At 45.5% G+C, this 14,114-nt stretch carries 12 protein-coding genes; 4 read left to right on the plus strand and 8 right to left on the minus strand.

Annotated elements, in window-relative coordinates; genetic code table 11:
- Positions 1 to 861, minus strand: an 861-nt coding sequence (locus tag AACV20_RS15410; protein WP_249929763.1) for a retention module-containing protein, incomplete at its 3' end; no start/stop codon positions are given.
- Positions 862 to 1,293: 432 nt separating this feature from the next.
- Here AACV20_RS15410 and AACV20_RS15415 point away from each other — a divergent pair.
- The 3 genes from AACV20_RS15415 to AACV20_RS15425 all read left to right on the plus strand — a co-directional run bounded on the left by AACV20_RS15415 (position 1,294) and on the right by AACV20_RS15425 (position 3,688).
- Positions 1,294 to 2,604 (plus strand): TolC family outer membrane protein, encoded by a 1,311-nt coding sequence (locus tag AACV20_RS15415; protein WP_170907593.1) that lies wholly within the window; start codon positions 1,294 to 1,296, stop codon positions 2,602 to 2,604.
- A complete protein-coding gene (locus tag AACV20_RS15420; RefSeq protein ID WP_047691416.1) occupies positions 2,585 to 3,220 on the plus strand; it encodes an OmpA family protein in 636 nt (211 codons plus the stop codon). The genes AACV20_RS15415 and AACV20_RS15420 overlap by 20 nt, the downstream gene beginning before the upstream one ends.
- Before the next feature lie 117 nt (positions 3,221 to 3,337).
- Entirely contained in the window at positions 3,338 to 3,688 is a 351-nt protein-coding gene (locus tag AACV20_RS15425; protein WP_013856942.1) for a DUF2750 domain-containing protein, read from the plus strand.
- Positions 3,689 to 3,811: 123 nt separating this feature from the next.
- Here AACV20_RS15425 and queC read toward each other — a convergent pair whose 3' ends face one another.
- A complete protein-coding gene (queC, locus tag AACV20_RS15430) occupies positions 3,812 to 4,507 on the minus strand; it encodes a 7-cyano-7-deazaguanine synthase QueC (RefSeq protein ID WP_170899192.1) in 696 nt (231 codons plus the stop codon).
- A gap of 10 nt (positions 4,508 to 4,517) precedes the next feature.
- Positions 4,518 to 5,168: a 7-carboxy-7-deazaguanine synthase QueE gene (gene queE, locus AACV20_RS15435; protein WP_170907594.1), complete on the minus strand. Its 651-nt coding sequence runs from the start codon at positions 5,166 to 5,168 to the stop codon at positions 4,518 to 4,520.
- A 192-nt stretch (positions 5,169 to 5,360) separates the two neighbouring features.
- Here queE and yidA point away from each other — a divergent pair, with 192 nt between their 5' ends.
- Positions 5,361 to 6,179, plus strand: coding sequence for a sugar-phosphatase (gene yidA / locus AACV20_RS15440; RefSeq protein ID WP_017046142.1), 819 nt, complete (start codon positions 5,361 to 5,363; stop codon positions 6,177 to 6,179).
- A gap of 58 nt (positions 6,180 to 6,237) precedes the next feature.
- Here the strand turns inward: yidA and AACV20_RS15445 are convergent, their stop codons facing one another.
- The 5 genes from AACV20_RS15445 to acnD form a co-directional block, all read right to left on the minus strand.
- On the minus strand, positions 6,238 to 7,662 hold the full coding sequence (locus AACV20_RS15445; protein ID WP_170907595.1) for a bifunctional NUDIX hydrolase/phosphatase PAP2 family protein: 1,425 nt from the start codon (positions 7,660 to 7,662) through the stop codon (positions 6,238 to 6,240).
- 29 nt (positions 7,663 to 7,691) lie between these two features.
- The gene (locus AACV20_RS15450; protein ID WP_017046144.1) at positions 7,692 to 8,174 is read right to left on the minus strand and encodes a GNAT family N-acetyltransferase; all 483 of its coding nucleotides are present in this window, start codon (positions 8,172 to 8,174) and stop codon (positions 7,692 to 7,694) included.
- Between the two features lie 226 nt (positions 8,175 to 8,400).
- Complete coding sequence (locus AACV20_RS15455) at positions 8,401 to 10,278, minus strand: propionyl-CoA synthetase (RefSeq protein ID WP_170907596.1); 1,878 nt, start codon at positions 10,276 to 10,278, stop codon at positions 8,401 to 8,403.
- Positions 10,279 to 10,305: 27 nt separating this feature from the next.
- Entirely contained in the window at positions 10,306 to 11,496 is a 1,191-nt protein-coding gene (prpF, locus tag AACV20_RS15460) for a 2-methylaconitate cis-trans isomerase PrpF (RefSeq protein ID WP_170907597.1), read from the minus strand.
- On the minus strand, positions 11,493 to 14,099 hold the full coding sequence (gene acnD / locus AACV20_RS15465; protein ID WP_170907598.1) for a Fe/S-dependent 2-methylisocitrate dehydratase AcnD: 2,607 nt from the start codon (positions 14,097 to 14,099) through the stop codon (positions 11,493 to 11,495). The genes prpF and acnD overlap by 4 nt, the downstream gene beginning before the upstream one ends.
- Positions 14,100 to 14,114 lie beyond the last annotated feature (15 nt).

The raw sequence follows: 14,114 nt of genomic DNA on the forward strand, positions 1-14,114 counted from the left end.
AGTCACGCCAGTCACACTCGCGTTGTCACCGAAGGTGTCATTATCCAGCACGTTGATGCTGCCCGCGGTGTCTTCATCGGTATTGAGGACGTCGTTCTTCGCGTCATCTACAGAGCCGACCGTCACATTCACGGTCGCCGTTTCAACATTGCCCGCCGCCGTCGTCACTGTGTAAGTGAAGCTGTCGCTGCCGTGGTAGTCCTCATTTGGTGTGTAGGTCACGGTGCCATCAGCATTGAAGGTCACGGTGCCGTTCGCACCTTGAGTCACGCCAGTCACACTCGCGTTGTCACCGAAGGTGTCATTATCCAGCACGTTGATGCTGCCCGCGGTGTCTTCATCGGTATTGAGGACGTCGTTCTTCGCGTCATCTACAGAGCCGACCGTCACAATTGACCCTAAAGCACTTTGAGAATAGCTTTCTAATAGCGTTAAACTTTGTGTTTCAGAGAGGCCTAGCGCGGTGAGTGCTGACGTGGAGAATTCTGTTGCGGCTATGGTTTCCGAAGCGTCGCGAGCGATGCTGACTGAACCCGTCGGGCTTGAACCGTTCGATTCACCCGCTGCAGTTGCAAGATCTTCGCCTAGCTGTGTTGGGTCTTGGCCTTGCTCTAATGCTGCGAAAATTTCATTGATGTCATTGGTTATGTCTACGTTGCGACCATCGGCGTTAACTTTTGATATTTGTACATCATTATTATTGCCTACATCGTTTTGGGGGGCGTTACTGGCACTGATGATTATTTCACCAGGCAAGATTTTTTCTCCTGGCTGAAGCACCCGTACATTGCCATTTGCATCCACAACGATCATCTGGCCGAAAGTTAATGTTGTACCTAAAGAAAAAGAACCAAGTTCCATATAATGCCTCTAATAACTTCCGAATTCACAACGATGCGACTGTTTACATTCCTACATCTTTGCTACGTAATTTGTCATTTCTAATGGTAATAAATTAGCATTTAACACCTGTAATACAAAGGAAAAACCATTTTTACACCTTCTTATGTGACGTAGGTGGAGACTTAAGTCACACATTTATAGTTTGAATCAATATCACACTAAAGATGTACTTTATTATAAAAATAATCAACAATGTTTAATAAATGTTAATTGATGATTTGGTGTATGATTCTTTGCTAAAATCACGAATGTAATGAATATGTTACTGTTTACTGATGAGAATTTAATGTTATTTTGTTGCGTTTTTCCATCAAGCGTCTCGATAATGAAACAGCTAATGCCGTACTATTGCGGCTTAAAAGAAGTAGAAGTCCCTAGAGGAGTGCCCAAGTGAATTGGATGAATATGAAAACGTTGAGCTACGCCATCGCACTCAGCTTCCCGATCTCTGTATATAGCCAGACTCTTGAGCAAGCGGTATCAATAACGCTTGCAACCAATCCAAATATTAAAAATGCATATAACGAATATGTGAGTAAGCGCTATAATAGCGAAGCCTCTTCTGGTGCTTACCTTCCAAGGATCGATCTCGATGCTGGTATTGGCTACGAAGCGGTAGATTTAGCCTCTGGTACTGAAAATGAACTTACCCGTAAAGAAGCCACCATTACCTTGACCCAACTGATTTGGGATGGATCTTCGACTTTAAACGATATTGATCGTACTTCGGCTGATGCTGAATCGGTTCGTTTCCAACTCTTAGCTGACGCTCAAGATATCGCATTAGAGGTCACTAAGGTGTATCTCGATGCAACGAAAGCGTTTGAAATACTGACACTTTCTGAAAGCAACCTCTCAGTACATAAGAAAATATATCGTGATATACAAAAGCGTGTGGAATCAGGCATTGGTTCAACCGCTGATCTTTCTCAGGTTGAAGCTCGTTTAGCTAAAGCCCATGGCAATCTTTTAGCTGCACAGAATAATCTGTTTGATATACATACCCAGTTTAAACGGTTGGTAGGTCAACCTCCTCAAGATTTAATTTTCCCTAGAGCAGACCATTCTGCTTTGCCTTTTACCGTTGATGACGCTTTAGAAAAAGCCTACCAAGATCACCCGGTTATCAAAGTAGCGCAAGCCGATGTTGATTCCGCAAAGTTTCAATATAAACAAACTCAGGGAACAAATTACCCAACGTTATCTTTCGAAGCTGCACAAACATGGCGTGATGATGCCGGTGGGATAGAAGGTAGCAGCGATGAATTCTCGGCCATGATTAGGATGCGTTACAACCTTTACAATGGTGGTTCAGATTCTGCGCGCACCGACAGTGCTGCCTACCAAATGAACAAAGCGAAAGATTTAAGAGATCGGACTTATCGTAGTGTTGAAGAGGGGTTGCGTTTATCTTGGAGCGCTCTCGATTTGACATTACAACAAAAAGAATTTTTAGCCGACCATGTTGATTCTGCTTCAGATACGGTTATTGCTTATGAAAAACAATATAAGCTCGGCAAGCGAACACTATTGGATGTGTTGAATACTGAAAATGAGCTTTTCGAAGCAAGAAAAGGTTATCTCGATGCCAAATACGATGAACAGTATGCAAAATACCGTGTTATGAATGCAACTGGGTCATTGTTGAGTTCGTTGAGAGTGGATACACCCAAAGAGTGGCATGATGCGGTGGAGTACTAACATGTTGAAATACTTATGGCCAATGATAGCGAGCTTACTCTTTATCACCTCGACGACTTCATCTGCTAGAGATGATTATCCATATATTGATATGCCACTCGCTGATCAAATAGACGATTTACGTGACGATGATTTTGACGGCGTGATTAATGCCAGAGATTTGTGCCCCGAAACACCATTGAAGTCAGAGATCGATAATGATGGTTGTGGCACTTTCATTAAAACCGAAGAGCAACTCCAGCTTAGAATTCTGTTTGCGAATGATTCAGCGACAGTCAACCCTGTGTTTCTAAGTCAAATACGGTCAATGGCCAATTTTCTCAAGCAATACCCTTCAGCTTCGATTGAATTACAAGGTTATGCCAGTAAGGTTGGGAATCCAGGTTATAACTTAGAGTTATCGAAAAACCGAGCTTATAATGTCGAGAAGGCGCTTGTTAGTTACGGCATTAGCCATACTCGTGTCCGTATTGTTGGTTTTGGTGATACTGAACTGACAGAAAATGGTGATGATGATATTAGCCATGCGATGAATAGAAAAGTTGTCGCCACTGTCGTCGGCCACAAAGGTTCGGTGAAAGAAGAGTGGACCATTTTCACCAAACGCGAGCGTTGAAATCGATATTTATCGAGGATTGGGGCGTTTTCGCCCCTTTTTTCTGTCTAAAATTGTAATGAGTTTACTAGCACAAAATGCTATCCTTGCGCGTCATCACCTTATGAGATAAAGATAATGAGCAAATTAACTGCTGACCTTCAAGCAAACTTAGAATTGTTTATTGAACAAACAAAAGAGACCCAACTAGTATGGGGCTTAAAAAATGAAGATGGTTGGCTGGCATGCGACTCGACAGAATTTGAAAGTAGTGAAGTTATGCCCTTTTGGTCAACCAAAGAAGATGCACAAACTCACAACGTTGAAGAGTGGTCTGACTTCGAAGTGTTAGAAATCCCTCTCGATATTTTCGTAGAAGATTGGTTGATTACCCTTGATGAAGATGGTGTATTAATTGGCACCAACTGGAATGCAAGCTTAGAAGGTAAAGAAGTAGAACCTGCAGATTTGGCCAAAATGTACCTTTAGTACCTTGAACTATTTAGTACCTTGAGCTAAATAATGGGTGTTCTATTTGCACGCTATTCCATTCGCAAACACTAGAACACCCGTTTAGATTTCACTTGATCTATGCGTTGATTATTAGATACATCATAAAGTTACAGATTGCTTTTGGTGAAGCGCATTCATCACCAACGCTTTGTTTACTAAATAATCGTTTAAACCCGCTTTACGTAGCTCACATGATGGGCAATCGCCACAACCATCACCAATAATACCGTTATAACAAGTCAGTGTTTCGTGTCTTATGAGTTCGAGAGCATCATGTTGATCCGCCAATGCCCAAGTTTCTGCTTTGTTTAGCCACATTAAAGGAGTACGAATGTTGAATGGGCGATCCATCCCTTGCACCAAAGCACTGTTCATCGCTTTAACAAAATCATTTCGGCAATCCGGATAGCCAGAAAAGTCTGTTTCACAAACACCAGTAATCACCTCATCTGCACCTATTTGATACGCGTAAATACCCGCAAGGGTCAAAAACAGAATGTTACGTCCCGGCACAAACGAGTTCGGTAACCCATTCTCTTGTAACTCGTGTGATACTGGAATATCGTCACGAGTAAGTGAACTGATCGCCAACTCATTGAGTAAGCTGACATCCATGACTTTATGTGCAGCTACACCTAACTTTTTCGCTAAGGTGCTGGCAACCTCAATCTCGAGTTTATGGCGTTGGCCATAATCAAAAGTGATGGCGTGCACTTCATCAAACTCTTTTAATGCCTGAACCAAACAGGTTGTTGAATCTTGGCCACCACTAAATACCACAACGGCTTTTTTCATTTTCCTCTCCTCAGGCAATACTTAAATATTTATGCGTTTGAATCGATAAACGCCAGTTCCTCGCAATGCATGTTTCAATGCACAATTGGGTTGCCCGCTCTTTCTGACTAATAGGCTGTAAAGCAATCACTGTTGAATCAGGAACTTGCGCTCGCAGCAATAACGCATCTAGCTGTTCAATATCTTTAGCCGTTGCGACGGGGTGCTTGATCTCATTTGCTCTTAACAGAGCTGAGTCGAGTACAGGCAGTTTGCCCTTCATTGCAATTTTTGGTGACACTGTCACCCATGTATTTGCCGAGGTTTGAACCGGGAATGTGCCGCTGGTTTCAATTTGAATGTGACATCCCATTGCCTCAAATGCTTGCGCAAGTGGACGCAGATCATAAATACACGGTTCACCGCCCGTAATTACAATATGTTTAGCATGATAACCCTGTGTTTTATAGAACGACACCATCTCTTCTGCACTGACTGAGCACCAAGTTGGGCTATCTTGGGTTTTGGCTAGCACATCATTGATTGGGCGTTCATCTTGCGGCGTTGCATCCCACGTCTGCTTTGTATCGCACCAAGCGCATCCCACTGGGCATTCTTGCAAACGAATAAAAACCGCAGGAACGCCGGTATGCACGCCTTCACCTTGAATGGTCTCAAACATTTCATTAATTTTGTACAACGTAAACTCAGCCTAACTCAATATCAAAAAATGCAGGTCGCTGACCTTAATAGATGCCTTGCCTTAGGTCAAACTAAACCCATCACGTGCGTAAAAATTTGACTAAATCAGTGGCGATCACATCTCAACTTGCATAAGCTGCTGGCTTTCTTCTTCACTTAATTTAGGTAAGTCATGTATAAACTCATCGCTTTAGATATGGACGGTACTCTTCTCAATAGCCAAAAACAGATCACAGCCAGAACAAAACAGGCTATAGCCAAAGCTCGTGAAAAAGGCGTAAAAGTGGTGCTGGCGTCTGGACGTCCCATTGATGGCATGCGCGATAAGTTGCAAGAACTGCATTTAAACTCAAATGAGGATTTTGTCCTTTACTACAATGGCTCAATGGTTCAAAACATTGGCAGTGGTGAAATTATTCATCACAAAATTATCGATGGCCGCTCTGCAAAATTAGTCGCTAACCTTGCTAACCAACTTAACGTGAATACGCACGCCTTTAGCCAAGTTCATGGTCTGATCACGCCTAAAATCAGTGAATATACCGAGCTTGAAGCAAGAATCAACGGACTGCCGATCACGGAAATGGATTTTGAACAGCTTGAAGATGATCATCCCATCATCAAAGCAATGATTGTGGCAGAGCCGAGCTTGCTACAGAAAGCCATTGAACAACTTCCTCCGGAGCTCTATCAGCAGTTTACTATTGTACAAAGTGCACCATTCTTTCTTGAATTCTTAAACACACAAAGTAATAAAGGCGTCGGTGTCAAAGCGATTGCCGAGCACTTGGGGATCGAGGCTAAACACATTATTTGTATGGGAGATGCTGAAAATGATCATCACATGCTGCAATACGCAGGACTTGGAATTGCAATGGCAAATGCGATGGAACAAACGAAGCAGCTAGCCGACTATATTACACTCAGTAACGACGACGATGGTGTGGCAGTTGCTATAGAAAAATTTGTACTCGGTGAGTCTCACGAATAGGCATTAAAGACGCCTCAGTCGAGGCGTCTTTAATCGGGATGTTGACTAAACAACCAGGTTAAGCACAGCATTTTCTCATGAACCATGCAAAGATGAGCATGAGTAGTGGCAAGCGTAGCGTTTCAACCATTAAAGAGAAAATACTGCTGTATGAAACGAGCGTGGCACCAAATAACACCACTTGATTGAGTGCTAATAACAAAATGATCAGCAGCCACATTCGTTGAAGAGTGATGTGTAGTGGTTCAGTGCTCTTTGTCATAACTAAAGCCGATGCCGTCAGCAAAATGGCTAACCAAGCGGTGAAACTAGGCAAGGGCCAGATCATAACCAGCAGTGCAACAGTGATCGTTAAACCCCACCATACCCCACGCGAACCCAGCAGTGCTCTGACGTCGGTATAAGATTGTTCATCTAAACGAACAATGTGCCACGCAACCAGAGCGCCCAACAATCCACCTATCACCATATCGCTGATGAAGGCTTCCCCAATATAGAATTTGGCCAACATTAATAGCCCCATCAACACGATAAAACCCACAAACATTCGGTTGAAATCGAGATGATCAAAAGCTCGCAATAGTGATATCCCTACACCAAACCAAACTGCAATCGGTAAACTTGGAAAACCGTACCCGTAACTTTGGCAAAGTTCCAACAATGGTATATAGGCATGAGGTCTTGGTAATGCAAATCCTTGCTGAGCCACCAATGACAATAATGAACTCACGGTAACCACAAAAAATATCTTATAAACAGACTCTTTACCCAGATAACAGGCAATCACTGGAAATAAAACTATCAGCAATAAAGGATCCGTCAATTTGGTGATCCATACTGCGATTTGATAAATCGACGAACTCAGCGTATACGGCCATTCCGCGACCGTATTCTGCAATTTCATCATCCAGCCTAATTCGATTTGGTGAAACCGAGGCGCAGCAGAAACCAGATTCTCTACATAAATCACGGGTTGGCTATCCGCTTCTTGATACATGGTTTTGATCCGATCCCATTGCTCAGGGTAACGATACTGACTTGCATCAATACGATACGGATCGATCAGCATTGCGCTAGCAACCTCGACACCATAATGAGGAGCAAACCAAATAGGCAACTCATGTCCATTACGGCTATTTTTTGACTCAAAAGCAATCACATCGGAATCACTACGACAGCTGTAAACGACAGCCGTATCCGTATACCCCAACGTGCGCCCTACCGTTACAACAAGGCCCGTTTCTTCCCATGTTTCTCTTTGCGCGGCCAATTCTGGAGATTCACCGGGAGATATCGTCCCTCCTGGCAATGAAATCTGCTTGGTGATCACCTCGTTAACGAGCACGATCTTATGATCGGCTTTAACTAGGCATAGAGCACCACGAATATTATCTGGTAGCGTTACGGGTTGTTGAGCGACACCAACACTTGACCAGAACAACGACAGCAAACAGACACTCAACAATGAAAACTGTTTTAACACATTAAAAATCCATGATTATTATTATCGAATTACTTGCTATCGATTGACTTTCTTAACCAATGTATATGCGATGAAAAACCAGAACGTTGATAAAAAGATTGCGCTCCTTGGTTAAAATCCCACACTTCGACAAAGACTTGGGTAATACCGTACTCTTTTAATGTCTGCTCCATTTTTTGAAACAACTGCTGTGCGATATGCTGCTGACGATATTGTGGCTCAACGTAAAGCTCATCAATACTGCCCATTGGTACCGCTTTGCTCACGCTTGAAATTAACTCGCAAAAGTGACCCGATATAAATCCCACAATTTGACTGTCTATTTTGGCAACGTAAACCAAACATTCCGGATCATCTAAATAACGAGCAATACTTTTTTCTTGTTCAATCTCTTCTGCTGTTTTGAAATGCTCAGGGCAAGCAAGGTGATGCTCATGATGAAGGTCATACATCAACTGATTCAGTTGCGGTAAATCACGATCACAAGCAGGAGTTATGATAACTAACGACATATTTCGCGCTCTGAATGAATAAAGCTTTGGCCGTGATTCTATAAGATAGTGATTAAAAAATATATCTTCATGCGTAGTGTTTTTGGTCGATTGAGCGCTAATCTCGTCTTAGAACTAAGACAGATGAACTAAGAGAAACAAATAAAATGCGGATTGCAAATTGGCAATAAAAACGCCTCATTCATCTGAGGCGCCTCGATTAATCGTCAACTATATAGGGTAGCCGCTAGTGATGGAGCGCTTTTTCTAACTCACTCAAGCTCATTGGGTCATCAATTGTTGAAGGGACAGCATACTCTTCGCCATCGGCAATTTGTCGAATGACTCGACGCAGAATTTTACCAGAGCGCGTTTTGGGTAAACGATCAACAATTAACGCATGCTTAAAGCACGCTACCGCACCAATTTCACTACGCACTTTGTTAACAAGTTCTTGTTCCAACTCGCGCTCATCCACCTTAACGCCATCTTTAAGCACCACCAACCCTAGCGGCAACTGCCCTTTCAGCTCGTCATACACTCCAACTACAGCACATTCGGCAACCGCAGGATGAGCACCGACGATTTCTTCCATCTCCCCCGTAGATAAACGATGGCCTGCAACGTTTATCACATCATCAATTCGCCCCATGATGAAGAGATAACCTTCTCCATCCAAATAGCCACCATCACCAGAAACATAGTAACCGTCAAATTGAGCAAGGTAACTGGACTCAAATCGTTCGTGATCACGCCATACCGTCGCTAAACAACTTGGTGGTAAGGGGCGTTTCAACGCCACAAACCCTTGTTGATTGGCAGGCATCACTTCACCTAGCTCATTGAGAATCTCAACCTGATAGCCAGGAATCGGTTTCGTTGCTGACCCCGCTTTAATTGGCATAGACTCAAGCCCTATCGGATTACCAGCAATCGCCCAACCAGTTTCGGTTTGCCACCAATGGTCAACTACTGGCTTTTGAGTGTGTTGCTCTACCCATTCAAGTGTCGGCGGGTCAAGACGCTCTCCGGCCATAAAAATAGTGGTTAAAGTGGATAAATCATAATGTTTGAGTAGATCGCCATTGGGATCTTCTTTTTTGATGGCGCGAAAGGCGGTAGGCGCAGAAAAAAGTACGTCCACCTTATACTCTTGGCACACTCGCCAAAATGCAGCCGGATCGGGTGTGCGTACCGGTTTACCTTCATACAAAATAGTGGTGCAACCGTGAATCAAGGGCGCATAAACAATGTAAGAGTGACCGACTACCCACCCCACGTCCGACGCAGCCCAAAAAACACCTTGTTGAGGCATATTGTAGATGGTTGACATGGAGTACTTCATCGCGACTGCATGACCACCGTTGTCGCGCACCACCCCTTTGGGTTTGCCTGTCGTACCTGATGTGTAAAGAATATAAAGCGGATCGGTCGCCAAAACCGGCACACAATCATGCGACGGTGCTTCTTTAACGGCTCGATTCCACTCTAGATCTCGCTCATTATTTAAGTCAGCCACATGCTCCGAGCGTTGTAATACCACCACTTTTTCCGGCTTCCATTTGCTGTCTAAAATGGCACGGTCAACTAAGGGTTTGTAGGGTAAAATCTTATTGATTTCGATACCGCAAGATGCCGTCATGATCACCTTCGGTTCAGCATCTTCAATACGTACCGCTAATTCATTGGGTGCAAAACCGCCAAAAACGACAGAGTGAATCGCGCCAAGCCGTGCACAAGCGAGCATCGCCATCACTGCTTCCGGGATCATTGGCATATAAATGATCACCCGATCGCCTTTAGCAACACCTTGCATTGCCAACATTCCCGCCACTTTCGCTACCTGATCTCGTAATTGCGTATAGCTGTATTGACGCTTTCTTCCGGTTACTGGGGAATCATAAATCAGCGCGGTTTGCTCACCTCGCCCCTGTTCACAATGGAAATCTAGCGCCAACCAACAGGTATTGAGCACACCATCGGTAAACCAGCGTTCAATGCCATGCTCATCTTTTTGTAAGATAGTTTGGGGAAACTCAAACCACTCAATCTGCCGAGCTTGAGCCTGCCAAAATGATTCAGGTTCAGATTGAGCCCATTGATATTCCTTTAAATATGCCGACATAACATTTCCCTTAACATGATTTGAGGCTTAACGATGGACTCGCACCCAACCTTCCATTAACACCCGCGCGCTGCGGCTCATACTGGCTTTCTCTATTCCCCAATGACCCTCTCGTAAAACGGCTTTAGCGCCCACTTTCAGCGTACCGGATGGATGACCAAAAGTGACCGATTCTTTTGCTCCACCGCCCGCCAACATATTCACTAACGTCCCAGGGACACTGGTCGCTGAAGCGATGGCCACGGCGGCCGTTCCCATCATCGCATGATGTAGTTTTCCCATAGACAGCGCGCGCACCACAATATCGACATCGTTCGCCGATACCGCTTTACCACTGGATGACAAATAGGACTGCGCTTTTGCTACAAACGCTACTTTAGGCGTATGTTGGCGCAGTTGGGCTTGTTCAATATGCTCAATCAAACCCATTTTCACAGCGCCATAAGCGCGAATCGCTTCAAACATCGCCAAGGCATGATCATCATTGTTGATCGCCTCTTGCAGCTCAGTACCTTGATAACCGATGTCGTGAGCATCGATAAAAATCGTCGGAATGCCCGCATTAATGAGCGTTGCATTCAAGGTTCCCATGCCAGGGATTTGCAGTTGGTCGAGCACATTTCCGGTTGGGAACATCACACCGCTATCATCGGCAGGATCGAGAAAATCAACCGCAATTTCAGCAGCGGGAAAAGTCACCCCATCAAGTTCGAAATCGCCACACTCTTGCACTTCACCCTGCTCAATTGGCACATGAATAAGAATGGTTTTGCCAATGTTGGCTTGCCAAACGCGAACCGTCACTACACCGTTATTAGGGATCCGTTCTGGGTCGATAAAACCGCTGTGAATCGCAAATGGCCCTACCGCCGCAGAAAGGTTACCGCAGTTGCCGCTCCAGTCTACAAACGCTTTGTCTATCGAAACTTGGCCGAACAAGTAATCCACATCGTGATCGGCTTGCTCACTTTTGGAGAGAATCACGGCTTTGCTGGTGCTAGAACTTGCGCCGCCCATGCCATCAATTTGTTTGCCATAAGGATCGGGGCTACCAATGACTCGCAACAGCAGTTGATCTCGCGCTTCTCCCGCTTGCTGAGCCTCTTTGGGTAAATCTTCAAGCCGAAAAAACACGCCCTTACTGGTGCCGCCGCGCATATACATCGCCGGAATTTTTAATGAGTTACTCACCTGATACTCCTTTATCCTTAGCGTCATTGAGCCAGAAAATCTTGCGCAAAACGCTGCAATACGCCACCAGCCTGATACACACTGACTTCATCAGCCGTGTCTAAACGACAAGTCACCGTAACCTTCTGCTGTTCGCCCTTATTTGCGCCTTGCGTACGCGTGATCACCAAGCTTAAGTCGACGCTCGGCTTAATATCTCCCACCACATCATAAAGCTCAGTACCATCGAGTTGCAGTGTGTGGCGGTCTGTTCCCGTTTTAAATTGCAGTGGCAGAACACCCATCCCGACTAAATTCGTGCGATGGATCCGTTCAAACCCCTCGGCAACAATGGCTTCAACTCCCGCCAAACGTACACCTTTCGCCGCCCAATCACGTGACGAACCTTGCCCATAATCGGCCCCAGCAATAATGATCAATGGCTGCTTACGATCCATATAAGTCTCTATCACTTCCCACATGCGGGTAACCAAGCCTTCAGGTTCAGTACGCGCCAACGAGCCTTGCTTTACTTTGCCCTCCTCTTGCACCATCTCATTGAACAGTTTGGGGTTAGCAAAAGTGGCGCGTTGCGCGGTCAGATGGTCACCACGATGCGTGGCATAGGAGTTAAAATCTTGCTCCGGAACGCCCATTTTGAGCAAATACTCCCCAGCGGCACTGGTCGCTAAAATAGCGTTCGATGGCGATAAATGATCCGTAGTGATGTTGTCACCTAAAATCGCCAAAGGTCGCATGGCCGACAGACGACGTTCACCCGCTAACGCACCTTCCCAATAAGGCGGACGACGGATATAAGTGCTCATGGGGCGCCAATCATAAAGTGGCTTTTGTTTGGCCATGTGCTCATCTAATTTAAACATCTGAATGTAGATTTGTTTGAACTGTTCGGGCTTAACATGGCGCGCCACCACATCATCGATCTCTTCATCAGTTGGCCATAAGTCATTGAGGTAAATCGGCTTGCCTTGCGCATCTATTCCCAACGCGTCTTTTTCAATATCAAAACGAATCGTACCCGCAAGTGCATACGCCACCACCAATGGCGGAGAGGCAAGAAAAGCCTGTTTCGCATAGGGATGAATGCGGCCATCAAAGTTTCGGTTACCTGATAGCACAGCCGTCGTATAGAGATCGCGTTCAATGATTTGCTGCTCAATCATAGGATCAAGCGCGCCACTCATGCCATTACAGGTGGTGCATGCATAAGCGACGATGCCAAAACCGAGCTGTTCTAGCTCAGGCAGCAGGCCGGCTTCCTCTAAATAAAGTTTGGCTACTTTTGAGCCCGGTGCAAAAGAGGTTTTGACCCAAGGTTTGCGAACCAAACCCAATTGATTAGCCTTTTTCGCCAGCAACGCGGCGGCCACGACATTGCGCGGATTACTGGTATTGGTGCACGAAGTAATGGCGGCGATGATCACTGCGCCATCAGGTAATTCGCCTTCTTTGGTTTGCCACGCCCCCGCAATACCGCGCTCGGTCAGTTCGCTTGTCGGCAAGCGGCGATGAGGATTCGAAGGCCCGGCTAAATTACGCTGTACACTTGAGAGATCAAATTCCAGCACCCGTTCGTATTGCGCTTCAATCAAATCATCGGCCCATAAGCCGGTTTGCTTAGCGTACTGTTCAACCAAGGCTACTTGCTGTGCGTCTCGACCCGTGAGTTTGAGATAGTTGATGGTTTGCTCATCAATATAGAACATGCCTGCGGTTGCACCATATTCAGGTGTCATATTGGAAAGCGTTGCGCGATCGCCAATCGTCAATGCGCGAGCGCCTTCTCCGAAAAACTCCAGATAACAAGATACCACGCGCTGATTTCGCAAGAACTCCGTAATGGCAAGCACAATGTCGGTCGCAGTGATCCCCGCTTGGCGTTGACCGGTTAGTTTAACGCCGACAATATCGGGCAGACGCATCATCGAAGGCCGACCTAACATCACTGTTTCGGCTTCTAACCCACCGACGCCAATCGCCAACACGCCTAATGAATCGACATGAGGAGTATGGCTGTCAGTACCGACACAAGTATCTGGAAATGCTAAACCGTTTTTCACTTGGATGACGGGCGACATTTTTTCTAAGTTAATCTGGTGCATGATGCCATTGCCTGCCGGAATAACGCTGACATTTTCAAAGGCGGTTTTGCACCATTCGATGAAGTGAAAGCGATCTTCATTGCGGCGATCTTCAATCGCACGGTTTTTGTCAAACGCGTCAGCTTCGAAGCCGGCATGTTCAACCGCGAGTGAGTGATCGACAATCAGTTGCGTTTCCACCACAGGGTTTACTTTGGATGGATCACCGCCTTGCTGAGCGATCGCGTCTCTTAACCCCGCCAAGTCCACTAAAGCGGTTTGCCCTAAAATGTCGTGGCACACCACACGCGCCGGATACCACGGGAAGTCGAGCTCGCACTTACGCTCAATCAGCTGTTTCAGTGAATCAACCAATCTGTGTGGCTCACAGCGGCGGACTAAATTTTCCGCCAGTATTCGTGAGGTATAAGGTAGCCGATCATACGCTCCGGCTTGGATATCATTGACCGCTTGTCGTGCATCAAAATACTCCAGCGCGGTCGCTGGTAATACTTTTTTGTATTGGCTGTTGATCGTTTGATGACTCATCAATTCCACCCATAA

Source organism: Vibrio sp. B4-6 (assembly GCF_963888245.1).
GTDB lineage: Bacteria > Pseudomonadota > Gammaproteobacteria > Enterobacterales > Vibrionaceae > Vibrio > Vibrio anguillarum.

What these genes read in the sequence shown, in the direction of transcription:
- queC (WP_170899192.1), bottom strand. Translation starts at nt 4,507, where the DNA reads ATGAAAAAAGCCGTTGTGGTATTTAGTGGTGGCCAAGATTCAACAACC.
- AACV20_RS15420 (WP_047691416.1), top strand. Translation starts at nt 2,585, where the DNA reads ATGATGCGGTGGAGTACTAACATGTTGAAATACTTATGGCCAATGATA.
- queE (WP_170907594.1), bottom strand. Translation starts at nt 5,168, where the DNA reads ATGTTTGAGACCATTCAAGGTGAAGGCGTGCATACCGGCGTTCCTGCG.
- prpF (WP_170907597.1), bottom strand. Translation starts at nt 11,496, where the DNA reads ATGACGCTAAGGATAAAGGAGTATCAGGTGAGTAACTCATTAAAAATT.
- acnD (WP_170907598.1), bottom strand. Translation starts at nt 14,099, where the DNA reads ATGAGTCATCAAACGATCAACAGCCAATACAAAAAAGTATTACCAGCG.
- yidA (WP_017046142.1), top strand. Translation starts at nt 5,361, where the DNA reads ATGTATAAACTCATCGCTTTAGATATGGACGGTACTCTTCTCAATAGC.
- AACV20_RS15455 (WP_170907596.1), bottom strand. Translation starts at nt 10,278, where the DNA reads ATGTCGGCATATTTAAAGGAATATCAATGGGCTCAATCTGAACCTGAA.
- AACV20_RS15450 (WP_017046144.1), bottom strand. Translation starts at nt 8,174, where the DNA reads ATGTCGTTAGTTATCATAACTCCTGCTTGTGATCGTGATTTACCGCAA.
- AACV20_RS15425 (WP_013856942.1), top strand. Translation starts at nt 3,338, where the DNA reads ATGAGCAAATTAACTGCTGACCTTCAAGCAAACTTAGAATTGTTTATT.